This window comes from uncultured Chryseobacterium sp. (genome assembly GCF_913776365.1).
GTDB lineage: Bacteria > Bacteroidota > Bacteroidia > Flavobacteriales > Weeksellaceae > Chryseobacterium.
This window is the reverse complement of the sequence record NZ_CAJYMO010000358.1, coordinates 1-24,183: the sequence shown is the minus strand read 5'-3', so window position 1 is coordinate 24,183 and position 24,183 is coordinate 1. Positions and strand designations below refer to the sequence as shown.

Here is a 24,183-nt window from a genome sequence, read left to right as displayed (position 1 = left end):
TAATCATTTTGAACATTAAACATTGAACTTTGAATATATTAATTCGCTCCGATTTCGTCTACGAACAGCCAGGCTTTGGAATCGGCACCGGGATTTCCGGCAGGAATGATTCCTGCATTCTCTATTTTAACTTTTAAATATTTTGCGTTCTGATTTCCAACCGGTATGCTGATTTTTCCTTTGGCGGAAAGGATTTCTTCTTTCCCAATTTCTTTGATCATTTTAAAATCGGTTCCGTTGTCGGAGACGAATACCCGGGCTGATTTTGCCAAGTGGATCCAGCTGCCTTTGTTGTCCAACGTGTTGAAATAAACTTCTGAAAACGGCGTTTTCTGCCCGAAATCAATCGTCGCCACTACATCTTTTCCCTGAAAGCCCAGCCAGGTTTTGCCCAATTGTCTCTGGTTCCCGATAATTCCGTCCACCAGCGTAAAAGCACCTCCGAAAGAATAATTTTCGCCCGGCTGCTGCTCCAGCGTAATTTTTTTTCCCGTGGTTTTTGAAACGGTAAAATCCTGTGAGGAAACCGCGCTTTTTAGCTGTGCGTTTTCAAAATAAGCGGATTTTATGGTCTGGGATTTCTGAACGGGAACCGGGTTGGTGTAAGTCTGTGAATTTGCCTGAGGCTCTATTCCGTCTGTTGTATAGCGGATTCCTGACGGGTTTTGTGAAGTCGAAAGTTCATAACCAACCCCGGTGTTGGCTGGTATCACCTTTCCATTGATATTGTAAATGCTTTTTGCGTAGTGTACGCCCATTTTATCCAATGTTTTGAACTCATTGATTACACGGTCTTCAAACTCCTTGTAGTTTTTCGGGTCTGAAGTTCCCCAGGCCACTTCGGAAAGAGCCAGCAATCTTGGAAAAATCATGTACTGTACCTGTCTGAAATCCAGGATATATTCGGTCCAGAGATTGGCCTGGACACCTAAAATGTATTTTGACTGCGCAGCATTCAGCTCTTCAGGAATCGGTTGATAAGAATAGACTTTATCCAGCGGGGTAAATCCACCGAAAGCATTCGGTTCGGTAGCCGGATCGCCCTGATAATGGTCGAAATAACAGTAAGCTCCGGGAGTCATAACGGCAAAATGCCCGGTTTTGGCAGCTTCCACACCGCCTTTGATGCCGGTCCAGCTCATTACGGCCGCATTCGGAGCCAGTCCGCCTTCCAGGATTTCATCCCAGCCGATAATTTTCCGGCCTTTCGAGTTGACGTATTTCTCGATCCTCTGTATAAAATAGCTTTGTAAGCCATGTTCATCCTTCAGGTTATTTTTTTTGATCAGTTCCTGGCAATGGGCACATTCTTTCCATCTGGTTTTCGGGCATTCGTCGCCTCCGATGTGGATGTATTGGGAAGGGAAAAGCTGCATTACCTCATTCAGAACATTTTCCAGGAAGGTAAAGGTTTCGTCCTTCGGACAGAATACATCGTCGAAAACGCCCCATTTGGCCGCCGGCTCGAAAGGCCCTTTCGTGCAGGCCAGTTCCGGATATGCGGATAAGGCTGCCAAAGCATGACCCGGCATTTCAATTTCGGGAACTACGGTAATATGTCTTTCCTGCGCATATTGTACAACGTTCCTGATCTGCTCCTGAGTATAAAAATAAGGTCCGTACGGTTTTCCATCAAATGTATTGTCGACATAAGCTCCGGTCATGGATTCTTTGCGTCTTGAGCCGACCTGGGTAAGTTTCGGATATTTTTTGATTTCAATTCTCCATCCCTGGTCATCGGTTAAATGCCAGTGAAAGGTATTCAGCTTGTACATGGCCAGATAATCGATGTATTGCTTCACTTCATCAACGGTGAAAAAATGCCGGCAGACATCCAGGTGCATTCCCCGCCAGGCAAACTTCGGTTCATCTTCGATTTTCATCGCCGGAATTTTTCCTGAATCTTTATACTGTCTGAACAACTGGATTAAGGTCTGCAACGCCAGAAAATACCCTTGTTTTGTATTCGATGCAATGACAATCTGCCGGGGAGAAATTTCGATGGTGTATTTTTCTTTCTTCTCACGATCTTCTCCGGACTGAACGGGAAAAAGAACATGGACCAGATGAGCGGTATCTTTGCTGCCCTTCCTGAATTTCAGCAGGCCTTCAGTCTGCTTTTTAAAATATCCGGTTTCCTGCTGCGGAAGACCGGGATCAAGCTTAAAATTTTCAGGGATGGTAAATTCGCCTTTCAGCAATTCCACTTTTTGCGGATAAGGAATTAAACTCAGTCGGTTCTGGGTGAAAAACAAGCCTGACATGAAGACCGAAAGGACCAGTAAAAAACGCTGCATCTGATGGGTTTAAGATTTTAGCGAATATACTTAATTTCTGAAAATTTACGGAACCCTTTAACTTATTAGCCGGTAAAAGATCTAATTTTGTAAAAAATAAGCGATGAGAAAAACATTTCTATTGATTGGCGGACTTTTATTTTCAGTTTCTTCACAGGCACAGATTTTTGATGCCATTAAAAATGCAGTGAAGGACAAGACAGGAATTGACCTGAACCAGCCTAAAACCACCACGACCAACCCCTATCCTGCTTCTTCGGGTTCTGCAAATGCTTCAGTAAATCTTGGAAGCCTCAGCTCCCTGCAGGTTTCATCAGGACTGAAAGAAGCGTTAAGCCTGGGCGTAAATGAAGGCGTGAAAAAACTGGGTGTGACCGACGGATTCTTCAGAAACGAAGCGGTAAAAATCCTGATGCCTGAAAAGCTGAGAAAAATTGATGCTACGCTCCGTTCGATCGGACTGGGAAGCCTGGCCGACCAGGGCGTTAAGCTGCTCAACCGTGCTGCGGAAGATGCCGTAACGGAAGCCGCCCCGATCTTTACCAATGCGATTACCTCGATGACGATTACCGATGCCAAAAACATTTTGCTGGGAAGTGACAATGCGGCGACCAATTACCTGCAGGGAAAAACCCAGAGCCAGTTGTTTACCGCCTTTCAGCCGAAAGTAAAAGCGTCCCTGGGGAAAGTAGGCGCTGATAAAGTGTGGTCTAACCTGATTTCGAAGTACAATACTTTCACGGGCCAATCGGTAACCACCGACCTGAATGCCTATGTAACGACTGAAACCATCAATGGGGTCTTCAAAATGGTTGCGGAAAAAGAAAGCGGCATCCGGAATACGCCTGCGATGAGGACGACCAGCATCCTGAAAAAGGTTTTTGGAGCGCAGGACGGGCGCTGATTTCTTTTGTCTGAAAAGTTCAGGACAAAGAATTCCCTGTAAAAAATAATTCGCTACTCCCGCTTAAATTATCCATTTGCTTTCAGGATCAGTCGTGGGGCCGTATTCAGATACCTGTAATGTATTGGCTTCTCACCTATCAGTCTACGGCAACTTCATTTTACCGGTCAAAGGCTTATGCTCATCAAGGACCTTTTCCGTATGATAAAATGGCGAAAGCAAACTGATGACCTGATTACCTGGCAACTTTTTCCTTATAGAGCTTTACCAGCTGTTCTTCCCAGGCTACAGACCAGTTGAGCAATGCCGTAAGCGGATCTGCTGTACTTATTCCAAATTCGGTCAGACAGTACTCTACCCTGGGCGGGACCTCGGGATAGGCTTTACGGTCAACCATGCCATAGCTGATCAGAGTCTTCAGCGTCTGAGTCAGCATCTTCGGGGAAATGCCTTTGATCTGGCGTTGCAATTCACTATTCCTCTTGGTTCCCTGCATCAGCGCCATCAATACCAGGAGGGTCCACTTGTCAGCGATCAACGACAGAGACTGATGGAGGATGCAGCTTTCATCCAAATCCGATTTTACATGGAGCAGTTCCTGCAATGTTAAATAATTTTCATTTTCTTTCCGGGCTTCTGAATTCAATGCGTCCATTTCTAACTTTTTTGTGCCTACCCCACTTTTGGGTGCCTTCTTGCAAATGTACAGAATTGAATCTAGATTTGCCGGAAATTTAAATCATTATATTATGGAAAACAATCCGGGTTATCACAAATTACAGGATTTGCTCGCTGCGTTTAACCAGGGAACGGAAGCTGTCCTGAAGTTATTTACGCCACAGGCTTTAGTGGAATATCCTTATGCCGGTACCCTTGGGCTTCCCTGCCGCTTGACCATGGAAGACTACCGCAAGCACCTTGACACCATCCTGGCCAGTATGCCTGAAATTTCCTTTACAGATGTGAAAGTGCATGCATTGGAAGAAAAAAACGGGTATTTGGGCGAGTTCCGGGCAGCAACCGTAGTGCCCCAGACCCAGTCAGTCTATCAGCAGGATTATGTGGTGAATTTCAAATTACAGGACGGAAAGTTCAGTTTTTACAAAGAATTCTGGAATGTACTGCCTGTACTGCAACACTTAATGGATAAAGACGCAGCCCACTATATTATTGATAACCCGGTCAAGCCATAACCTGATGAAAAAAATAGCAATTGCAGCCGCAACCGGCAATATCGGGAAAAGAGCGGCACAAAAGATTGCCTCGGGGAATGCCACGGCAATCCTGCTGGGCCAGAACCTTGAAAGAATGAACCGGCTTGCCATCAAAGGAGCAATCCCGACAGTCACAGACCTCAGCGATCCCGGACAGATGATTGCTGCCACTCAAGATGCGGATGCTCTGTTCCTGCTGGTGCCGCCGGTTACCCGCTTGCCAAGCCTGAAAGAATGGTATCAGAGGGTCACTGCAGCAGGGATTGCAGCCGTTACGGAAAATAAGATCAAGAGAGTGGTTCTCATTTCTTCCCTGGGTGCGACAACGGCTGCTGACCTGGGGACCGTAAGTTACTGCGGCCGCATGGAAGCCGCTTTTGATGAACTGGATGCCCATGTACTGGCCCTGAGGCCCGGCTACTTTATGGAAAACTTCCTGCAACAGGCTGCGGAAATTAAGAATGAAGGAAAATTCAGTTTCCCTTTTCCGGATGATCACGACATTCCATGGGTGAGCACGGATGATATAGGCGATGCCGCCGCCCGGTATCTGTTGGATGAGACCTGGGCCGGACACTGGAAACTGAATCTTATGGGTCCTGAGAATATTACGTTAGCGGAAGCTGCAGAACGCCTGGCAGTTCTTACCAACAGGCCGGTAGAGTATGTACGGCAGTCCGTTGAAGACCTTACCGCACAGTTCAGCAGCTGGGGAATACCAGGCCATATACAACATGAGCTACTGGCTTTATACAAAGCCCTGGGAGATCCTGATGGTGTCTACGCTACGCCAAGGACACCGGAAGCCGTAACCCCGACTGATTTTGAACAATTTATAAAACGAAAGCTTTTGAAAACCACCTGACTGCATCATGGACAGGTATAAAAATACCGCCATGGTAATTATTTTTACTACCGTTGCCGGTTTTGGTGTTCAGGCATCGTGAGTGTACCAGCTCATCTTCCATGTGTAAATGATGCATTTTATACCGGATCAGAATATAAATGAAGGCTGTCTCAATAGAAACAGCCTTCATTTATTTATTTGTTGTATCTGCCGAAGCCAAAAGCCAGCAGGCTATTAAAACTGCATTTCCGGAACTTCGCCGTCAATGATCAGTTCGGCTTCCGTTGATTTTACGATATGTTCCACAGAAACGCCCGGGGCTCTTTCTACCAGCCTGAAGCCTGCCGGCGTCACGTCCAGTACGGCTAATTCGGTAACCACTCTTTTTACGCAGTTAACGCCGGTTAACGGAAGCGTACATTTTTTAAGGATTTTGCTTTCCCCGGCTTTGTTGACGTGCATCATGGCGACAATAATATTTTCGGCAGAAGCCACCAGATCCATGGCGCCGCCCATACCTTTTACCATTTTCCCCGGAATCTTCCAGTTGGCAATATCCCCGTTTTCCGCTACTTCCATCGCTCCTAGAATCGTGAGATCCACCTTCTGGGCGCGGATCATCCCGAAACTGAAAGCGGAATCGAAGAAAGAACCTCCGTCCAGGATGGTGATCGTCTGCTTTCCGGCGTTGATGAGGTCCGCATCTTCTTCCCCTTCAAAAGGGAAAGGCCCCATTCCCAGTACCCCGTTTTCACTCTGGAATTCTACGGAGAGGTTATCCGGCACATAGTTAGCCACCAATGTGGGGATCCCGATTCCCAGGTTTACATAATATCCGTCCTTTACTTCTCTGGAAATTCTTTGTGCAATTTGTTCTTTAGTCAGCATAGCTTAATCTTATCCTGCCAAATTAGCCATTTTTTCAGAATTACGAAATAATTTCTTTCTTATCCTATGGTAAATTTTGTTGGGCTATTTGTTGTAAATTTGTAGACTTTTGATCATCCCATGAAAGTTTTACTGCATTACCTGAAACCTTACCGTCTCCTGATTTTCATTTCCCTTCTCCTTGCTTCTGTAAACCAGGTATTTTCCCTGTTTGCACCGGCGATCACGGGAAACATCCTGGATAAACTGGTTACCCATCCCAATTTCTTTGATAAGGAGAAAACCCTTCCGAGAAACCTGAGTGAATACCTTTATGGAAATGATATCTACCACGGGGTTTTTTACTTTTTAGGATTATTGGTGGGAACTGCCATGATCAGCCGTATTGCCAAGGCCTTCCAGGATTATGTGGTGAATGTGATTATCCAGAAATTCGGAGCCAAAATTTTCACCGACGGGCTCAGACACTCCATGCGGCTGCCGTACCAGGAATTTGAGGACCAGCGGAGCGGCGAGACGCTTTCGATCCTGACAAAGGTGCGCGAGGATACCGTAAAGTTCATCAATAACTTTGTCAATATCTTTTTCGGGATTTTAGTGAGCATTATTTTTGTTTCGGTATATGCCATCCGCCTGCACTGGTCTATCATGCCGGTGTATGTGGTAGGAATCATTTTTATTGCTGTGGTGACCAACCTGCTGAGCAGACGCATCAAAACCATCCAGAAAAGCATTGTAAAGGAAACAACGGATCTGGCGGGAAGCACTACGGAAAGTTTACGGAATATCGAAATCGTTAAAAGTTTAGGCCTTACCAACCAGGAGGTGGAACGGCTGAACAACAATACCTATAAAATCCTGAACCTGGAACTGAGAAAGGTGAAAAGCATCCGTTCCCTCAGTTTTGTACAGGGAACCCTGGTCAACTTCCTGCAGCAGATGATTACGTTTACCCTGCTGTTGCTGATTTTTAAAAATATTGTGACGCCGGGACAGTATCTCTCGCTAATGTTTTACGGGTTCTTTATTTTCGGGCCAATGCAGGAGATCGGGAATATCATCATTTCCTACCGTGAATCGCAGGCTTCGCTGAATAATTTCGACCGTGTGATGAAAAAAGAAGTGGAACCCAAACCTTTGACTCCAAAGAAAATCGGTGCCATTGAAGAACTGGAATTCCAAAAGGTTTCCTTTCAGCACCAGACCGCTCAGTACAAAGCGCTTAATTCGATCTCATTTGATGTGAAAAACGGGGAAACCATTGCTTTCGTGGGGCCCAGCGGTTCCGGGAAAAGTACGCTGGTAAAGCTGCTTGTCGGTTTGTACCGCCCGCAGGAAGGCACTATTTTTTATAACCAAGTGGATGGTAAAGAGTTTGATTTTGACGAACTGAGGAACCAGATCGGTTTCGTAACGCAGGATACCCAGCTTTTTGCAGGAACCATCAAAGAGAACCTTCTGTTTGTGAATCCGTCGGCTACCGAAGAAGACTTACAGTTGGCTTTAAAAAAATCCAGCTGCACCGGACTCCTGGAACGTGCTGAAAACGGGATTGAAACGGTAATCGGGGAAGGCGGACTCAAGCTGAGCGGCGGGGAAAAGCAACGCATCGCCATTGCCAGGGCCCTCCTCAGAAAACCGCATCTCCTGATTTTCGATGAAGCGACTTCCGCACTGGACAGCATTACCGAAGAAGAAATTACGACAACCATTAAAGACATTTCGAGGGAAAAAGAACAGATTACCGTGCTTATTGCCCACCGTCTAAGCACCATCATGCATGCGGACCGGATTTATGTGCTGGAACGCGGGCAGATTGTGGAAACCGGTTCGCACCTCGGCCTTATTGAAGAAAAAGGGCTGTATTATGCGATGTGGAGGCAGCAGATCGGGGAAAGGAAGACGCTCTAAAAGATGGATGCGGGGTGCCGGAAGATGGACGGCAGATGTTTACAATTCTCTTTTAGTCTAAAAGTTTTGACATCTCCCTTTTAAGTAATGGTTTAAAGGCTGGAACGCGCAATGGCGCAAAATAATTCCTTTCATAACGTTGGAAAGACGCGAGGATTTTATCAAAGACTAAATTGTGGATTGCTCAGTACCATTTACATTCAGCCGTAAATATAGTCTCCCGCAGATTTTGGTGATCACGCAGGTTGAAGTGGAAATTAAACGGTATGGACATCCGACTGAGAAGAATTCTTGTGCCTTCAATCTGGTTACGATATGATGCCTGATGATCCGGCTTTAGCTACATGCGGATAGGTTTTGGCTGAAGCCGGAGGTATGCTGCTATGACGAAGCCAGGCTGAAGCCCGACGCTATTGAGTGATACAAATTGATTTAAAATTAAATTCGGGACACCTGACCTCATTTATTGTATTGAGCTTACGTTATTTCACATAACGGCTAACTGATAAAAAATATCCCGGAAGTTTCATTCCGGGATATGATGTATCAAGAAAGAGCAATGAAAACTAATCTCTTTTCCTTACGGTTCTTTGTTCAATTCTTTTCTCGAATTTTTCGCCCTGGAAAATCCGCTGGATCATAATTCCGGGAATGTGGATCTGGTTCGGATCCAGTTCGCCCGGCGCTACCAGCTCCTCAACTTCGGCAATGGTAATTTTTCCGGCCCCGGCCATCGGATGGTTGAAGTTCCTTGCCGATCCTTTGAAGACAAGGTTCCCGGCATGGTCGCCTTTCCAGGCTTTCACGATAGCGTAATCGGCTTCATAAGCAAACTCAAGGATGTGCGGTTTTCCTTTGAAGTCTTTTACTTCCTTTCCTTCCGCTACTTCGGTCCCGAAACCTGCCGGTGTGTAAAAAGCAGGAATTCCCGCCTGCGCCGCCCTGCATTTTTCCGCCAGTGTCCCCTGGGGCGTCAGTTCCACTTCCAGTTCACCGGAAAGCATCTGTCTTTCAAACTCGGCATTTTCCCCTACATAAGATGAAATCATTTTTTTGATCTGCCTCTTATGAAGCAGCAGCCCCAGGCCGAAATCGTCTACTCCGGCGTTGTTTGAAATGCAGGTCAGATCTTTTACATCACTCTCTACCAGGGCATTGATTGAATTTTCAGGAATTCCGCAAAGCCCGAAACCACCCAGCATCAGGGTCATCCCGTCTTCAATTCCTTTAATGGCTTCCTTTGCATTTTTTACTCTTTTGTCTATCATGAACTATCCGATTTTTTCTGTTGGCTAAATTTAATACTTTTTCTCATATACGCACGAACACGATAGGATTTAATGGAAGAAGCCTGCTGCTCATCGACGCCATACAGAATCTGAATGAAGAATGATTCCATATAAATCGTTACAGGCTAAAGCTGACAATGCCAGCTTTTGTTAATGAAACATAAAGTTTTTACTTATGGGCAGCTCTCCTAAAGGACCCCGGTGCCCTAGCCCGGATCGCAGCGGTTACCCCACAGCGGGGCTGGAGGATTGGAGCATGTAAGGGTTTGGCTTTGGCGCAGGTTGGAGAAGGTTGGCGCGAGGAGTATGAGCGGAGAGCCGGATTAAGCTCCTGGGAAAAAATTCCAACCGGTCTTACGGTATTATCGATCCATGCTATGGTGATTCCCAAAAACGTGGTCTGAATTTTGGTTGTGGTATGCTACACCAATTAATTAAATGACATCATATGGAAACGAAAGACATTTCAAGACTTGCCCTCGGCGCATTTCTGATCACGGCCGGTATCGGACACCTTACTTTTGCAAGAAAAGCCTTTCAGGCACAGGTTCCGGAATGGGTACCGCTGGATAAAGACGATACCGTTGTCTATTCCGGGTATGCAGAGATCGCACTGGGAACAGCCATGATCGCCACTCCGAAAAAATACCGTAAAACCATGGGACGTGTCGTAGCCGGATTTTTTGCCGCCGTATTCCCCGGAAATATTGCCCAATATAAAAACAGAAGGGACTCCTTCGGCCTGAATACCGATAACGCCAGGCTCGCCAGGCTCTTTATGCAGGCCCCGCTGATTGCCCTGGCGCTGAAATCTACGGACGAGGAATAATGATACTTCTCCTAAGCAAAAAACCCCTGGAAAAGCTGAGCTTTTTCAGGGTTTTTTATTTGACTGGTACGGCGTGTGTGCCTGTTGTAATCGGATTGTATCCGGTTCCGAAGGATCTATCGTAATCGGATTATATTACATGTAATCGGATTGCATCCGATTCTAGTACGGTTTGTTATTTAATCGGATTACATCCGATTCTGATGTAAGCCGTCCCTTCGGGACTTTTTTTTACCGGCTTATGAACGGCTTTGTGATATCCAAGATTACTGGATCGTTTGCAGTTCCGACACCTTTTATTGTCATTGCATTGCATCCGGTTCTGATGTGGTTTATTATTGTCATCGGATTACATCCGATTCTGATGTAAGCCGTTCCTTCGGGACTTTGTTTACCGGATCATCAGTTTAAGGGTGAAGAGTTTCCTGGTATGGACCTTTACAAAATAAATGCCTTTGGGAAGGTTTTCATTGACCAGGGAGAAGCGTTGGTTATTTATATTTTTAGATTCATACAGCAGATCGCCGTTTGCTGAAAGCAGCTCGATTTTATCGATCGGGTAATCGCTTTTAATAAAGGTTGGTTCGCCCGGCCTGGTAGGGTTCGGATACAGGATGACATTTTTCTCGGTGCTTTTTATTTCTTCCGTCCCCAATGTCTGACCGGTAACCTGGAATTGCACCCGGTTGGAAACTTCAGTATAGGAATCATTGGTGAACATCACCATATAATAATTTCCGGGAGCAGCCGGCAATGCTGTTCCGCTGATGGTCTTGGTACCTTGGGTGATTCCGTCGAAATATGTGTAGGATACAAAATTATCATCGGGAACATTTGCACTCTGCGGATAGATGCCGAGCCAGTCTTTGATAATTCCCGGAGAATCGGTCCACGAAGCGGTAATGTTTTCGCCCAGGGTATACACCGGCTTGTTGGTCCAGAGCTCAGTAACGATATCGCCGACTTTGAAAAATACCTTTTCACCTACAGTTGTATACCCATCCTCAAGGAAATACTGGGCATAATAATATCCTTTAGCCAGACCGGTGAAGCTGAGGCTGCCGGAAGCTGACGTTACATAGTTCCATTTGGTGGAATTAACATTTCCCGGCGTGTGTCCCATTTTGTAAATCCCGATCCAGTCTTTCGTAAGGTTCGGGCCATTGGTGAAATTAACGGTAACGGTTCCGCCCACCGGATAAACATCCGATGCCGTATTCAGTACCACCTTCGGACCTACGTAGAAATTCTTTCTGGCAGTAATTTCCGTGTAGCCGTCATTGGCGAAAAATCCTGCAAAATACTGGCCTTTACTGCCAATCCCGCTGTTCAGGGAAACGGTTCCTGAGGTCTGGCCGTTGGTATAGACAAATGCCTGCGAAGTTGCGGAAGATGGTGTCTGCCCTTTTTTATAGACCCCTATCCAGTCTTTCAGGTTTCCGGGACCATCTGTAAAAGTGGCCACCACAGGCTCATTCTGGGCATATTCCGTTTTGCTTAAGCTGAAAGCCGGGTTGGATACTACGCTTCCGGTAACAGTGAACTGCTTTACATCACTCCAGTCGCTCCACTCTAGGTTCCTGTCGCGGTAACGCACTTTCGCATAATAAGTACCGTTGGTCATGGAATTGGCAGGAAGGGTTGCCCGGGTGATATCCACATTGGCATTCAGGTTTTTGGTATAATCCGGAGTTCCGTTGCCTTCTTTTCCGAACCAGTTTTCATAATCCCGGTACAATTCTTTTTCGGTAACGGAGAAATCTGCTGCCTTGCTGATCAGGAACTGCGTGGTATTCAGCAGCTCGCTGCCGGTGGATGAGAACGGACTTCCGTTCAGGGTCAGAGGTAGTGTTACCGGACCGGTAAATGTATTTGAAATAACAGGCTTCGCCGGTTTCGGCTGATTTTTATAACGGTGGAAAGTGTCAATCAGTTCATTATTTTTCTTATGATAGACGCCGCCGATGGAATAGCACTCCACCTCTGCCTTTCCGGTATTGACATCTACTTCTACGATCTGGTATGTCCAGTCCGTTAGGGTTTTCTGCACGTCGTCGAAATCCTGTTCGGTAGACATTCCCCAATACTGGTCCCATGCCACACCGCCTGAAATGATCTGGTAATTCGGGGAATTTTTCAGTTGCCCTCTGTGATAAAGATGGTGGTGTGCCCCTACGTGCATCAGGTATTTATCGGAAGTCGTCAGCAGGGGAACGGCATTGTTCCGTACCCAGGAAGAAATATCCCCGACATACTGCTCGGCCTGGTAAGGCCTGTGGCTCAGCGAAATAATCCAGTGTACGGTAGCGTCGTTATTGGCTTCATTCAGAACCTGCTGCAGCCAGGTCATCTGTGCCGCTCCGGTATGTTCGGAACTTAAGCTGATAAAGAGAACGTTCCCGGCCTGCTGTGCATAATAATTTTCATTTCCGGACGAAATATTCCTGTACTTGATCTCATCGATATAAAAATGCGCATAATACGAATTCATTCCCAGGGATCCGTACGTCTCATGGTTTCCCACAGTGGTCTGAATCGGAAGATAAGGAGACAGCTGGATATTCTTTTTGAAATGCACATTCTCATAATGGTCCAGTGTTCCTACATCCACCTGGTCACCCACCATAAAGGTTAAGGCGATATTATCTGAAGGATCGGCATTAGCCACGAACTTCTCTTTGAGTTTCTTATAGGCATTGAGCGTTAACGTATCGTATCTGGGTTCTGCCTTGATCTGGTTATCGCCCATGATCAGGAAACGGATTTTGCCGTCCGCCGTAGCGGCCTGCCCCGGCTGGGGAAGGGTCCGGAAATTATAGACTGCCGATTCCCGGCTGCCGGTTTTGATCCTGTAGTAATATTTGGTATTCGGCTGCAGGCTGGTAATTTTCGCCGTATGGTAATAATAGTTGTTGTTGTATCCCGTATCCGAGAAAATATTGGTAGTTCCCGTTACGGTAACATTGAGGCTGGACGGTGAAGTGCCGTACATGACGGTAGTTTCGTTGTCGGAAGCGGTTTTCCAGGTAACGATCATCGAATTGGGCGTCGGATTCTGCAGGTAGGGAAACAATGCCTGCCCGAAAGCCATCTGGGCGATGAAACAAAAAAAGAAGAAGTAATGATAATGCTTCATGGTGGTTTTTTTAAAAAAGGGATAATTAATAGGTACCGGCAGTCCGGTTTTGATCCGTGCAAAAGTAAAATTCCCATATCAACCCAGCCTGAAGGGAATCTGAACGAATCGTTAATTCTCAGCAGGTTACCCCATTAAAAAATTATCATAATTAATACATGAATTGTTTGGAAAATCTGAAAAGTATTTTATATATTTGCAACCTGTTATTCAACCTCTGACGAAGTCCGTGTAAGTTGCTTAGCCTAAACATTTTATTTATTTAATAATGGATTTATTAAAGTACGTACAAGACAAGTACATTACAAAAAAAGAATTCCCTGAATTCAAAGCAGGTGATACCATCACCGTGTATTACGAGATTAAAGAAGGCCAGAAAACAAGAACCCAGTTCTTCAAAGGAACTGTAATCCAGTTAAGAGGTACAGGTTCTACAAAAACGTTCACCATCAGAAAAATGTCCGGTGATGTAGGAGTAGAAAGGGTATTCCCGATCAACATGCCTGCTCTTCAGAAAATCGAAGTTGACAGAAGAGGTAGAGTGAGAAGATCAAGAATCTACTACTTCAGAGATCTTAGAGGTAAGAAAGCGAGAATCAAGGACGCTGCTTACAAAAAGAAGTAATTCAGACAACAATACATACGAAAGAGGCTGCTTAATTTTAGGCAGCCTCTTTTTCTTTTTGATAGCGCGGATTTAAAATTTTATAGCGCGGATTTTAAATCCGCGCTATCATCAGAAATTATCGTATCTTACTGATATAACAGACTCCCATGACCGACAAAACAGCACTCAGGCCTATCCTGTCCATCCCTTCTTCAGCATCAGACACCGCCGTTGAACGCTTCCAGAACCAAAGCCTCCGGCCCATCCTGAAACTGCAGCACGAAATTTACCTCACCTGGTTCTATGACTATGCCCGGCGCAGGAATCCCGGATTCGACTCCCTGCCCTCTGAAAAAAAACACCTGTTTATCGACCAGAGCATCCAGAACGACCATGCCCTGAAAAACACCCTGATCGGGATGACTGTCGGCATGCTTACCCCGGAGGAACTTGATTTTTATCTTTTGGAAAGCAAAGCCTGCAACAAAAGGATTGTTGCCATGGTGGCGGAGCGGGTGAAAAGTTGTGTGTAAGTGTGTGTCGCGGATTGCAAATCCGCGACATCAATATCAATCCGCGACATCAATCCGCGACATCTGTTCTGTTTGCGAACGACATTTGTATCTGCAAAAAGATAGCACGGATTTGCAATCCGTGCTATCTTTTCTTACTTTTACAAAAAAACACAGATGTCCACAAAGTACAAAGCTTCCAATGTAGACAGCGCCTATTTTATCACCATTACGACAATAGGTTGGATCGATGTCTTTACAAGATTGTCCCAGAAAACGGCAATTATGGATTCCCTCAGCTATTGTCAGACGCAAAAAGGACTTACCATCTTTGCCTATTGCCTGATGTCTAACCACCTGCACCTGTTCTGTAAAGCTGACGGAACCTGCACCCTACCTGAAATCATACGGGATTTTAAAAAATTTACCTCCAAAAAAATAATAAGTCTCATCCAATCAGAACCTGAAAGCCGCCGGGAATGGATGCTCCCCCTGTTCAGCAATGCTTGCAGCCATCTCTCCCGCAACCAAAAGTGGAAAGTATGGCAGGACGGCTATCATGCAGAAGAAATATTCTCTGTGCGCTGGATCAGGCAGAAAATCAATTATATTCACCAGAACCCTGTTAAGCAGAAAATCGTGATGAAGGCGGAAGATTACTATTTCAGCAGTGCCCGGAATTATGCGGGAATGGAGTATGCGTTGGAGGTTTGTGTGTTGTGATGTCACGGATTGTAAATCCGCGACATCAATTTGTAAATCCGCGACATCAATCCGCGACATCCATGATATAGCGGACTTGCAACCGCTATATTATGCTATATCTTCATTAGCCATTTCGGCTTTTTCAGAAGTACTTTCTGATAGACCGGACAACTTTCCTCATGGCAGCCTTTCAGGTAGCTAGTGCTCATCAGAAATTCATTCACGATTTCGCCACCGGTAAATTTAAACGTTTTTTTAAACAGCTTCATCCACTCCGGGAGCGTTTTCGGATGATGATGGTCCAGCCATTTTTCAAAGGAACCGAATTCCTGCTGCAATTTCACGATGGTTTTTGCATTTTCAATGGCGGCATTTACCTTTAACTTATTTCTGATGATTCCCGGATCAGCAAGCAGCCGCTCGCGGTCGGCTTCAGTATAAGCTGCCACTTTTTCTATTGTAAAATTATCATACGCTTTTCTAAATCCTTCTTCCTTTTTCAGAATGGTCTCCCAGCTCAGTCCCGCCTGGTTGATTTCCATGATCAATCTTCCGAACAATTCGTTGTCATCATGAATCGGGAAACCGTAACGGTAGTCGTGGTAATTCCGGTGAAGAGCCCTTCTGCTTTCGGGCTGCATGGTTTCAATAACGGTGCAATAGCTCATGGTGATTCTTTTATCCTGCAAAGATAAGGCGGATGATGACAAGTGTATGGCAGTAGGAAATTTTATAAAAGGAATTTCTTCATAATTTGTGTAAAAACACTATTTTATCTTGAAATGTAAATAAGCCATGAAGTACTTCAAAATCCTCTTTTTCTTTTTACTTATTCATTGCAGCAAAAAAGAAAATCAACATCCTGCTATGGCACAGAATATTCCCCGGTAAAATATTGTCTTACTGGTAGATAATTCCCTGACGATGCTGGCTCGTGATTTTGAACCTAACAGGATCATAACCATCAAGGAAGTCATCAGAAAAGTAATTCAGAACAAGAAAGAAAATCAGGCTTTCTCGGTTGTCGTATTTGCAGGCAATTCTTTCCTGCTTTGCCCGTTAACGAAAGATAAAGACCAATTGTTGTCGGCCTTCAATAAGCTTGACCGGGGAATCATGAAAATGAAACCGGGAACCAATTTTTCCAATGCCATGCTTAATGGAATCGCTTCGCTGCAAAGCCAGGCCGGTAATAAAGCAATGATACTTTTTACAGACGGAAAAGAAAATGTAAAATGATATCCGCACCAGATTGCTCTGGATGATGCTGTCAGAAAAAATATAAGAATCAATGCGTTGGTTATTACTGCAAAGGATTCTGTAATGATGCCCAGCAAGATGGACCTGAATGGCAACATCCAGTTTTCCAGCGTAAAAGCAGAACCGGTAGACAGTTTACTGATTAAGAAAATAACCTCAGAAACAGGAGGAGATTTTAAAATATTCTATACTAAAGAGGAACTGCTGAAATTTGATATCAGCCGGTTTATTTCCGGAAAATCAAAACTTATATCTAAGAAAATAAATGTTAAGATGAATGAACATAAATTAAATAAAATCTATAAAGACATCGAAATGACCAATGACCGTATGAAGGTATTATTTGAAAAATAAATTCCGGCAATATCCAATAAAAAAAACCTCCGGTCCGGAGGTTTTCGTTATTTGAAATACTTTAATTAATGTACACCACTCAGATCGATCTTTTCTTTGCTTTTCCGCTCTTTAACAAAGAGGATAAACGGGATACAGATGAGGAAGATGACTCCCAGATAGAGAAAGACGTCCATATACGAAAGCACGGTAGCCTGTTTCGTAACGGAAAGATCGAGCATTTTATAGGCAGCATTCATAGCAGCGTCGGGAGTCATTCCTTTGGCCATGAAGCTTCCTTTTAAAGCCTGCAATCTCTGCTGAACGGCAAGATCCGTTTCATCAAGATGGGAAATCAGGTTGAGTCTGTATTTCTGGCTGGCGTTTGCAATGAATGTGGTAATTCCTGCAATCCCGAAAGAACCGCCCAGCTGTCTCATCATTCCGGTAAAAGCAGCACCCTGGCCGATTTCCTGCCCTTTCAGTGTACTTAGAGACAGGGAAGTAATCGGGATAAATAAGAGACCAAGACCGGCTCCTCTCACAATCAGCATCCAGAAGAAGGCATCTTTACCGGTATCCGGCGTAAGGATTTTGTAGCCCCAGAAACTGTAGATAAAGAATATAAACAATCCCAGGGAAACCAGGATCTGCTGTTTGGCTCCTTTGGACAGCAATCTCCCGATAATCGGCATCATGAAAGCCGTGGTGAGTGCTGCAGGAATCATTAATGCTCCCGACTGAAGAGCTGTCCATCCCAGGATACTTTGGGTATATAAAGGAACAATGAACGTCGATCCGTACAGTCCGAATCCTAAAACGAAGGACATTACGGTACCGATTCTTAGGTTGCTGTTTTTTAACACCCTGAGTTCCACGATCGGATATTTGAACGTAAGTTCCCGCCAGAGGAATAAGATAAATCCTAGAACAGCTGATATGGTGAAGGTCACAATCCATCCGCTGGCAAACCAGTCTTCTTCATGTCCTCTTTCAAGAATGTACTGTAATGACCCTACGGTTATTGCAAGGAGGGCAATTCCCAGCCAGTCGACATCGGACGCCTTCCGCTTTTCGGCATATTTCGGACTCCGTACAAACTGAAGCGTCATTAACGTTGCTGCAATTCCGATCGGAATATTGATGTAGAAAATATACGGCCAGCTGAAGTTGTCCACGATGTACCCACCGAGCGGCGGACCTAATGTAGGACCGATAATCACCCCAAGGCCGTAGATCGCCTGGGCCATACTTCTTTTCTCCACAGGATAGGATTCGGTAATGATGGTCTGGGAAGTTACCAGCAATGCTCCACCGCCGATTCCCTGCATCAGCCGGAAAAATACCAGTTCCCAGATATTCGTTGCGTTTCCGCAAAGGAAGGAAAATACGGTAAATATGATGATGGATGCGGCAAAGTAGTTTCTTCGGCCAAACTGTTGGGACAGCCAGCTCGTCATCGGTACGATGATTACGTTACCGATCGCATATGCCGTGATCACCCATCCCACTTCCGAAAGTGTAGCTCCCAGGTTTCCCTTCATTTCATTAAGGGCAACGTTTACAATCGTGGAGTCCACAATTTCAAGCAGAGCACAAAGGATAGCCGTAATCGTAATGATTACCCTTCTGGCTCCATATTCTACTAATGAATCTTGCATAGTTTTTTTTCGGTATTAAAAAATAAAGAGATCATGAGATCCGGGAATTTCTGATCGGAACAGGTACAACAAAGTCCTTTATCCTGTTTAAAAACAGATGGAGACTGAAGTAAGAGTGAGGCCGGGTACATCAAAATGACCGGCTGAAGCCTTTCTTAACCCGTACTTCATTGAGCATACCTTTATGTGTTGAGAATTTTTAATTTCACATCGTTAAGATCCGGATTTCCTGATCTTTTCATGTTCTAATTATATTTTATAAAAAGTGAATTGTCAGCATCCTGCCAACCTGTTTGCCGTTGCCTTTCATTAACCTGCTGCATTCAGACATTCTTCTGCACCAACTTTCTTCATTTCCGATTCCTGCTTCATTTCCTTCTGCATACCTGATCTTTCAAACCGTATCCATCTTCATGACAGGCCCTGCTTCATTGCTGCATCATTAGCATCTTCTTCTGCGACATCGCTTCATCATCAGTCTGCGTCTTCATCGAACTTCGTCATTCCGGCATTCTCCTGCAACCGACAATCCACTTATAAATTGTGATCGTATCATAAAGGAATTGTCAATGATTCATCTTCTTTGCTTCTTCATATGCGCCTTCTTTCCTCCGCAGCATTGACAATTCACTTATTTTGTATTATTTTAAGGAAACTTCTGCTTTCACATTCATTCCCGTTCTTAATCTTTTGGCAATATTTTTATCAAGATTTACAAAATCGATTTTTACCGGAAGCCTTTGTACCACTTTTACGAAGTTACCGCTGGCGTTATCCGGAGGAAGGATCGAGAAGGTAGCACCGGTTGCAGGAGAGAATGAGCTCACTACCCCTTCAAATTCCTGATCAGGAAAAGCATCGATATCGATTTTCACTTTCTGCCCTTCTACCATTTTGTCCACCTGTGTTTCCTTGAAGTTGGCCACAACCCATTTCTGATCATTTTTTACCAGGGCAAAAAGCTGGGCTCCGGCCTGAAGGAACTGTCCGGCCTGAATAGGAACTTTTCCTACATATCCGTCTTCAGGTGCAACGATAACAGTGTATGATAAGTTGAGTTTTGCGTTTTCCACATCTACAGCCCTTTGCTTGGCTACGGATCCGGCAACACTGATCTGCTGGGAGCTGGCTGCCGTCTGGGACGATGCAATCCCGGTCTGCTCGGCGATCTGGTTTCTCTGATCGATCAGTACCTGCAGCTGGCGGTCCGCAGTCTGTTTTGCTGCCAAGGCCTGCTCATACTGCTGTTCAGTGATCGAGTGGTCTTTTACCAGGTTCGCATATCTTTTCAGATCCTGGCCGGTCTTCCAGACATTTACCCTTGCCGCTTCAATCTGTGCGTTGGCTGTGGTAACGGCCGCTTTTGAGGAACCGATATTTTTGGAAGTTGCCGTAGTGGAAGCTTCCGCATTGGAGATGTTGCTTTTGGCGGTGGCCAGTGCTGCTTCTGCCTGCTCAAGGGCAATCCTCTGGTCTCTGTCATCCAGGATCACCAGCGTATCCCCTTTTTTCACCATCTGGTTGTCTTTTACCTTTACTTCTTTTACATATCCTGAAACCTTGGAAATGACGGGAGACATATTGGAAGCGATCTGGGCATCATCGGTTTCTTCATGAGACTGTCCGTAAGTGTAGGTATTGTATCCGTAAATTCCTCCTCCGATTAAAACAACCGCAAGGATAATCGGGAAAACCAGGCTTTTCTTCTTTTTCGGTTCTGCCGCCGGCGTAATATTATTTTCCATGTTGGGTATCGTTCTTAATTTATTTGATTGTTAAAGTTCCTGTTGTCTGTAATAGTTTTCTGTAGGCCAGTGCAGCATCTGCTTTTGCATTGATGACCCCTACGTTGGCTGCAATCTGTGCGGCATCTGCATCCAGAAGCTCCGTCATCGTTGCCAGGCCGTTGTCATATTTATTTTTGGTAATCCTGTAGTTTTCATTTGCCTGTTCGGCAGATTTTTCAAAAACAGCGATTCTTTTTTTGGAGTAATCGGTGTTCTGGTACTCGCGGTTTACCTCCAGCTTGATGTTATCGTTAAGCAGTTCATTGGTGGCCGCCAGCTGTGTTTCGCGGGCCTGCGACTGCCTCAGGGAAGAGTTTTCCTTCCATATATTGGAAAGGTTATAGGAAATTCCCACTCCCACATTCACCGCATTGTAAACAGTCAGGAATTTCGGGATATCCGCCGCTACATAGCCTCCGGTAAAAGCAACGGAAGGAAGGTTTTCCGCTTTTGCTGATTTTGTTCCGAGAGCCGCAGCTTTTCTCTGCTGTTCCAGCGCCTGCAGGTCTCTCCGGTTTTCGCGGGCTGTGGTGAGATAAAAATCAACAGGCCTTACCTCTTCGCCTTCTTCAATATAGTTCTGATCTACTTCAATCTCCGTACTTTCAGGCAGTCCCAGCAACAGGTCCATATTGATATTGGCAATATTGTAGTTGTTTTTTGCTTCCAGCAGCTGCAGTTCGATATTCGAGGTCTGAAGGTTGGCCTTCAGACGGTCATTTCTGGCAATCACACCGTTATTTTCAAGTTTCAGGAAGGTTTCATCCCTTTTCTGTGAGGCAGAAAGGTTTTCTTCCAGCACGCGGATGGCCTGGTTGGCTTTGAACAGGTTGTTGTAAGCCTGCGCTACGTTGTAGGCAATAGCCGTCTTATCGTTCTCCGTATTCAGTTTTGACGCTTCCACCAGGTATTTGGCAGATTCGATACCGTATTTTATTCTTCCCCCGCTGTAAATAGGAACACTGAGATTGGCTGAGCCAAAAGCAACCTGATGGACTTCCGGGCCACCGCCGGCTACACCGGGAAGCTTAATGTTAACTGTAGGCTTCAGCGGAAGGTACAGATAGCTTCCTGAAACTTTCAGTTCCGGCAGCTGCCTGTTTTTGGCTTCCAGAAGGTCGGCAGTGGCCTCTTCAATCTTGGCGGCATCAATCTTCAGGTTTTTGCTGTTCCGGATGCCCAATTGCACGGCTTCATCCAGCGTAAGCGTTTTTTTCTCCTGGGCATTTGTGTTTGCAATCCCTATGAACAGGGCCAATGCAATAACGGAGTTATTCATTTTCTTCATAACCTAAAAGGTCTTTTAATAAATATTTAATGTGTGTGTTAAGCTCTGAGTAATACCTGTCATCAAAAACATCTCCACCTTCTGTATTGTTAAGAAATTCCTTATACATTTCTTTACCGTTAGAGGCATAAAACAGGGTTCCGCTCACCGTGGCATGCAAAAGATAGATTGGCGGATTCTTCGTAAAAATTCCTCTTTTCAGTCCGCTTTCCAGTATTTTGGAGTACATGGTGATAAACCCGATTTTTGTTTGCTTCAGGAATTCCACGATCTGCGGATTCTGGGTATACAGCTGTTCCCGCTGCATAATCCGGTAGAAACATTTATTATGCCTTACCTTTCCTGCGAACTGGTCTACGATTTTTTCCACCTTCTCCCACTCATTGATATCTGTTCTTTCGATAATGTCTTTGGAAAAAAACTGTCCTTCGTTCATCCTGTACTCCATCAGCTTTTCATACAGCTTTTCCTTGGAACCGAAATAATATGAAATCATGGAAATGTTTACCTGAGCTGCTTTGGCTATTTCCCGGGTGGAGGTCCCTTCAAACCCTTTTTCGGCAAAAAGCTTTTCAGCAGCAAACAAAATATTTTCTTCTTTTGATGTCATTGATACCTTATCATTTTTTACGGGTACAAATTTACAACCGTTTTTCAATAAATCAAACGATTGATTGATTTTTTTAATCTATTTTTAATATCTGTTAAAATAATCTGAACATTCATTCTTATAAAATACTGTTAATTAATGGAATACGTTTTAAAACAACCTTAAGCTCCTTCCGCATAGATTTTCTCAAAGTAATTTCCCAAGCTGATAACCCGGGCATGATTTACGGGATTGATGTAATTCAAAAACATCTGCTCTGTACTGTGGCCGGTGGCCTGCATCAGCAGCGGTGTGGAAATTTTTCCGTAAAAATTTGAGGCAAAGCTTCTTCTTCCGATATGGCTGCTGAGGGTTTGCCATTTTACTGAAATCGGACAATTTTGTGACTCTTTTTTATCTGGTTATTACTTTTGCAAGAACAAACTTTCAATCTGGTGATTATAATGCAGCGTTTAAACCAGTCCGGAAGGCACAAGTCTGTATTCAATATTCATTTCTCTGCATGCTTTCCTGAGATGAAAACAGGAAATGCTTTGAATTAATAGGTAGTAAAAAGCCGAATGTTCGGACCGTATTCTGTACCGATAAAACATTTGATCTGTTCACTTAAAAAGTACAAATTTTGCCGTTATTTTTTATGAATATACCTTGAAAGCTTAATTCCCAGATCGGTCCATACGATTCTGGGATTTCCGTTTCTTGTCAGGTGCAGGTCGGCAGTGCTGATTTCTTCCAGGATGCTCTCAATATTGGCACCACTGATGAATTTTGAAAACCCGGCCCAATTGAAGCCATTGGCATTGATCTTCCTGTACACAAGATCTTCCGACTGATAATTCTGGAGCAGGGCGAGCCTGAAGATTTCAGAACAGTAATCCAGAAAGTTTTTCTGCTTTTCCCGGTTCCAGCCGGCAATTTCCCGCGCCCAGAAAATAATGCTTTTCAGGAACTCGGGTTTTTTCTTCACCATAAAGGCATCGCGCACCCACTGGATGAACAGTTTTTCAAATTCATCGCTTTTTTGCCCGGATTTCAGGAGCCGTACCGCTTCATTAAGATCACCCTGTGCCTGATGGATAATTTCCGCCAGGCGGTCACGGGATGCCGGATACTCTTTTTCGAGGTAGGCTTCCAGGTCTTTGTCGTGAATCCTGGGAACTTCCACGATCTGGGTTCTCGAAAGGATGGTAGGCAGCATATCGTTTGTAGATTCTGCCGTAAGAAGGATTACGGTTTTCGCAGGAGGTTCTTCCAGAAATTTCAGGAATTTATTGGCTGCTGCCACGTTCATTTTATCTGCTCTCCAGACAATCAGGATTTTGGTTCCGCCTTCAAAGCTTTTCAGAGAGAACTTCTGGTTCTGCTCGTCCATTTCATCTGCAGAAATAAAGAGCTGCTTGTTCTCCGATTCCAATACGGCTGTCCAGTCATTATAACTGGCGTAGGGAAAATCCAGGATCATTTCGCGGAATTCGTCGAACTTATTTTTACTCAGTGAATTCTTGTTATCCGTAAATACAGGAAAGGTGAAATGCAGGTCGAGATGGTTGAGATGTTCTACCTTGGAACCGGCCTGGGGATTCTCACGGCTCAGTATTTCCCTGGCATAGGCCAGCACAACAGGCAGGGTACCATAGCCTTCCTTTCCTGTAAAAAGCTGGGCGTGGCTGATCCTGTTTTCGGCAATGCTGTCCCTGAGGAGTTTCTTCAGGTTTTCCTGTCCGGCGATGTTCTCCCAATTCATGGCCCAAAGATAAGAAAATTGTAGTTTTCGCGAGGCATGCGTTTATTTTTTATAAGGAACGGCCCTGCTGTCGGTGAATAGTGAACGGTGAATTTTGCTGTGCAAGTGAATTCTGCTGCGCAGGTGAATTTTTCCACGGACAAAAATTGACCATTCACCCGCAGGAATTGACCATTGACCATAAATGAACGGTGAATTTTGCTGTGCAAGTGAATTCTGCTTTGCAGATGAATTTTTCCATGGACAAAAATTGACCTTTCACCCGCAGGAATTGACCCTTGACCATAAGTGAACGGTGAATTTTGCTGTGCACGTGAATTCTGCTGCGCAGGTGAATTTTTACACGGACATAAATTGACCA

22 protein-coding genes are annotated in these 24,183 nt (G+C 44.8%); 10 read left to right on the top strand and 12 right to left on the bottom strand.

The genetic code is table 11. From position 1 onward, the window contains the following. Nucleotides 1-38: 38 nt before the first annotated feature. Complete coding sequence (locus tag QZ735_RS19210; protein WP_294252142.1) at nt 39-2,297, bottom strand: family 20 glycosylhydrolase; 2,259 nt, start codon at nt 2,295-2,297, stop codon at nt 39-41. 103 nt (nt 2,298-2,400) lie between these two features. Here QZ735_RS19210 and QZ735_RS19205 point away from each other — a divergent pair, with 103 nt between their 5' ends. Continuing rightward, nucleotides 2,401-3,201 (top strand): DUF4197 domain-containing protein, encoded by an 801-nt coding sequence (locus QZ735_RS19205; RefSeq protein WP_294252141.1) that lies wholly within the window; start codon nt 2,401-2,403, stop codon nt 3,199-3,201. 235 nt (nt 3,202-3,436) lie between these two features. On the opposite strand, the gene QZ735_RS19200 is transcribed toward QZ735_RS19205, so the two are convergent. Continuing rightward, the gene (locus QZ735_RS19200) at nt 3,437-3,856 is read right to left on the bottom strand and encodes a helix-turn-helix domain-containing protein (protein ID WP_294252140.1); all 420 of its coding nucleotides are present in this window, start codon (nt 3,854-3,856) and stop codon (nt 3,437-3,439) included. Between the two features lie 94 nt (nt 3,857-3,950). On the opposite strand from QZ735_RS19200, the gene QZ735_RS19195 reads away from it, so the two are divergent. Then, on the top strand, nt 3,951-4,394 hold the full coding sequence (locus tag QZ735_RS19195; RefSeq protein ID WP_294252139.1) for a nuclear transport factor 2 family protein: 444 nt from the start codon (nt 3,951-3,953) through the stop codon (nt 4,392-4,394). A 4-nt stretch (nt 4,395-4,398) separates the two neighbouring features. Then, the gene (locus tag QZ735_RS19190) at nt 4,399-5,280 is read left to right on the top strand and encodes an NAD(P)H-binding protein (protein WP_294252138.1); all 882 of its coding nucleotides are present in this window, start codon (nt 4,399-4,401) and stop codon (nt 5,278-5,280) included. A gap of 216 nt (nt 5,281-5,496) precedes the next feature. Here QZ735_RS19190 and QZ735_RS19185 read toward each other — a convergent pair whose 3' ends face one another. Then, nucleotides 5,497-6,150: a CoA transferase subunit B gene (locus tag QZ735_RS19185; RefSeq protein WP_294252136.1), complete on the bottom strand. Its 654-nt coding sequence runs from the start codon at nt 6,148-6,150 to the stop codon at nt 5,497-5,499. A 120-nt stretch (nt 6,151-6,270) separates the two neighbouring features. Here QZ735_RS19185 and QZ735_RS19180 point away from each other — a divergent pair, with 120 nt between their 5' ends. Then, on the top strand, nt 6,271-8,061 hold the full coding sequence (locus tag QZ735_RS19180) for an ABC transporter ATP-binding protein (protein ID WP_294252134.1): 1,791 nt from the start codon (nt 6,271-6,273) through the stop codon (nt 8,059-8,061). 566 nt (nt 8,062-8,627) lie between these two features. Here the strand turns inward: QZ735_RS19180 and QZ735_RS19175 are convergent. Continuing rightward, nucleotides 8,628-9,329, bottom strand: coding sequence for a CoA transferase subunit A (locus QZ735_RS19175; protein WP_294252132.1), 702 nt, complete (start codon nt 9,327-9,329; stop codon nt 8,628-8,630). A 469-nt stretch (nt 9,330-9,798) separates the two neighbouring features. Here QZ735_RS19175 and QZ735_RS19170 point away from each other — a divergent pair, with 469 nt between their 5' ends. After that, a complete protein-coding gene (locus QZ735_RS19170; RefSeq protein WP_294252129.1) occupies nt 9,799-10,179 on the top strand; it encodes a hypothetical protein in 381 nt (126 codons plus the stop codon). Nucleotides 10,180-10,570: 391 nt separating this feature from the next. On the opposite strand, the gene QZ735_RS19165 is transcribed toward QZ735_RS19170, so the two are convergent. Continuing rightward, complete coding sequence (locus QZ735_RS19165; RefSeq protein WP_294252127.1) at nt 10,571-13,315, bottom strand: fibronectin type III domain-containing protein; 2,745 nt, start codon at nt 13,313-13,315, stop codon at nt 10,571-10,573. Nucleotides 13,316-13,583: 268 nt separating this feature from the next. Here QZ735_RS19165 and rplS point away from each other — a divergent pair, with 268 nt between their 5' ends. The 3 genes from rplS to QZ735_RS19150 all read left to right on the top strand — a co-directional run bounded on the left by rplS (nt 13,584) and on the right by QZ735_RS19150 (nt 15,157). After that, on the top strand, nt 13,584-13,940 hold the full coding sequence (gene rplS, locus QZ735_RS19160; protein WP_034709455.1) for a 50S ribosomal protein L19: 357 nt from the start codon (nt 13,584-13,586) through the stop codon (nt 13,938-13,940). A gap of 149 nt (nt 13,941-14,089) precedes the next feature. Beyond that, nucleotides 14,090-14,455: a glyoxalase gene (locus QZ735_RS19155; RefSeq protein ID WP_294252124.1), complete on the top strand. Its 366-nt coding sequence runs from the start codon at nt 14,090-14,092 to the stop codon at nt 14,453-14,455. 156 nt (nt 14,456-14,611) lie between these two features. Continuing rightward, a complete protein-coding gene (locus QZ735_RS19150; protein ID WP_294252122.1) occupies nt 14,612-15,157 on the top strand; it encodes a transposase in 546 nt (181 codons plus the stop codon). Between the two features lie 95 nt (nt 15,158-15,252). On the opposite strand, the gene QZ735_RS19145 is transcribed toward QZ735_RS19150, so the two are convergent. Beyond that, on the bottom strand, nt 15,253-15,807 hold the full coding sequence (locus tag QZ735_RS19145) for a DNA-3-methyladenine glycosylase I (RefSeq protein ID WP_294252120.1): 555 nt from the start codon (nt 15,805-15,807) through the stop codon (nt 15,253-15,255). Between the two features lie 226 nt (nt 15,808-16,033). Between QZ735_RS19145 and QZ735_RS19140 the strand changes: the two genes are divergently transcribed. Together QZ735_RS19140 and QZ735_RS19135 are read left to right on the top strand one after the other, a co-directional pair. Next, nucleotides 16,034-16,378, top strand: a complete 345-nt coding sequence (locus QZ735_RS19140; RefSeq protein ID WP_367117860.1) for a VWA domain-containing protein — start codon at nt 16,034-16,036, stop codon at nt 16,376-16,378. A gap of 84 nt (nt 16,379-16,462) precedes the next feature. Beyond that, on the top strand, nt 16,463-16,753 hold the full coding sequence (locus QZ735_RS19135; protein ID WP_294252118.1) for a hypothetical protein: 291 nt from the start codon (nt 16,463-16,465) through the stop codon (nt 16,751-16,753). A gap of 65 nt (nt 16,754-16,818) precedes the next feature. On the opposite strand, the gene QZ735_RS19130 is transcribed toward QZ735_RS19135, so the two are convergent. From QZ735_RS19130 to QZ735_RS19105, 6 genes are all read right to left on the bottom strand, one after another. Further along, nucleotides 16,819-18,393, bottom strand: a complete 1,575-nt coding sequence (locus QZ735_RS19130; RefSeq protein WP_294252116.1) for a DHA2 family efflux MFS transporter permease subunit — start codon at nt 18,391-18,393, stop codon at nt 16,819-16,821. Between the two features lie 641 nt (nt 18,394-19,034). After that, the gene (locus QZ735_RS19125; RefSeq protein WP_294252113.1) at nt 19,035-20,138 is read right to left on the bottom strand and encodes an HlyD family secretion protein; all 1,104 of its coding nucleotides are present in this window, start codon (nt 20,136-20,138) and stop codon (nt 19,035-19,037) included. 19 nt (nt 20,139-20,157) lie between these two features. Then, nucleotides 20,158-21,468: a TolC family protein gene (locus QZ735_RS19120; RefSeq protein WP_294252110.1), complete on the bottom strand. Its 1,311-nt coding sequence runs from the start codon at nt 21,466-21,468 to the stop codon at nt 20,158-20,160. Continuing rightward, nucleotides 21,452-22,078, bottom strand: a complete 627-nt coding sequence (locus QZ735_RS19115) for a TetR/AcrR family transcriptional regulator (protein ID WP_294252105.1) — start codon at nt 22,076-22,078, stop codon at nt 21,452-21,454. Before QZ735_RS19115 ends, QZ735_RS19120 begins: the two co-directional genes overlap by 17 nt. Nucleotides 22,079-22,706: 628 nt before the next feature. After that, nucleotides 22,707-23,822: a DNA polymerase III subunit delta' gene (locus tag QZ735_RS19110; RefSeq protein WP_294252103.1), complete on the bottom strand. Its 1,116-nt coding sequence runs from the start codon at nt 23,820-23,822 to the stop codon at nt 22,707-22,709. Continuing rightward, nucleotides 23,819-24,183, bottom strand: a 365-nt coding sequence (locus QZ735_RS19105; protein ID WP_294252099.1) for a hypothetical protein, incomplete at its 5' end; no start/stop codon positions are given. The genes QZ735_RS19110 and QZ735_RS19105, both read right to left, overlap by 4 nt.

Excerpts from the sequence above, each read along its gene's own strand:
- QZ735_RS19110 (WP_294252103.1), bottom strand. The coding sequence starts at position 23,822 with ATGAATTGGGAGAACATCGCCGGACAGGAAAACCTGAAGAAACTCCTC.
- QZ735_RS19130 (WP_294252116.1), bottom strand. The coding sequence starts at position 18,393 with ATGCAAGATTCATTAGTAGAATATGGAGCCAGAAGGGTAATCATTACG.
- rplS (WP_034709455.1), top strand. The coding sequence starts at position 13,584 with ATGGATTTATTAAAGTACGTACAAGACAAGTACATTACAAAAAAAGAA.
- QZ735_RS19205 (WP_294252141.1), top strand. The coding sequence starts at position 2,401 with ATGAGAAAAACATTTCTATTGATTGGCGGACTTTTATTTTCAGTTTCT.
- QZ735_RS19190 (WP_294252138.1), top strand. The coding sequence starts at position 4,399 with ATGAAAAAAATAGCAATTGCAGCCGCAACCGGCAATATCGGGAAAAGA.
- QZ735_RS19180 (WP_294252134.1), top strand. The coding sequence starts at position 6,271 with ATGAAAGTTTTACTGCATTACCTGAAACCTTACCGTCTCCTGATTTTC.
- QZ735_RS19150 (WP_294252122.1), top strand. The coding sequence starts at position 14,612 with ATGTCCACAAAGTACAAAGCTTCCAATGTAGACAGCGCCTATTTTATC.
- QZ735_RS19210 (WP_294252142.1), bottom strand. The coding sequence starts at position 2,297 with ATGCAGCGTTTTTTACTGGTCCTTTCGGTCTTCATGTCAGGCTTGTTT.
- QZ735_RS19185 (WP_294252136.1), bottom strand. The coding sequence starts at position 6,150 with ATGCTGACTAAAGAACAAATTGCACAAAGAATTTCCAGAGAAGTAAAG.
- QZ735_RS19135 (WP_294252118.1), top strand. The coding sequence starts at position 16,463 with ATGATGCCCAGCAAGATGGACCTGAATGGCAACATCCAGTTTTCCAGC.
- QZ735_RS19200 (WP_294252140.1), bottom strand. The coding sequence starts at position 3,856 with ATGGACGCATTGAATTCAGAAGCCCGGAAAGAAAATGAAAATTATTTA.
- QZ735_RS19170 (WP_294252129.1), top strand. The coding sequence starts at position 9,799 with ATGGAAACGAAAGACATTTCAAGACTTGCCCTCGGCGCATTTCTGATC.
- QZ735_RS19120 (WP_294252110.1), bottom strand. The coding sequence starts at position 21,468 with ATGAAGAAAATGAATAACTCCGTTATTGCATTGGCCCTGTTCATAGGG.
- QZ735_RS19145 (WP_294252120.1), bottom strand. The coding sequence starts at position 15,807 with ATGAGCTATTGCACCGTTATTGAAACCATGCAGCCCGAAAGCAGAAGG.
- QZ735_RS19195 (WP_294252139.1), top strand. The coding sequence starts at position 3,951 with ATGGAAAACAATCCGGGTTATCACAAATTACAGGATTTGCTCGCTGCG.
- QZ735_RS19115 (WP_294252105.1), bottom strand. The coding sequence starts at position 22,078 with ATGACATCAAAAGAAGAAAATATTTTGTTTGCTGCTGAAAAGCTTTTT.
- QZ735_RS19165 (WP_294252127.1), bottom strand. The coding sequence starts at position 13,315 with ATGAAGCATTATCATTACTTCTTCTTTTTTTGTTTCATCGCCCAGATG.
- QZ735_RS19155 (WP_294252124.1), top strand. The coding sequence starts at position 14,090 with ATGACCGACAAAACAGCACTCAGGCCTATCCTGTCCATCCCTTCTTCA.
- QZ735_RS19175 (WP_294252132.1), bottom strand. The coding sequence starts at position 9,329 with ATGATAGACAAAAGAGTAAAAAATGCAAAGGAAGCCATTAAAGGAATT.
- QZ735_RS19125 (WP_294252113.1), bottom strand. The coding sequence starts at position 20,138 with ATGGAAAATAATATTACGCCGGCGGCAGAACCGAAAAAGAAGAAAAGC.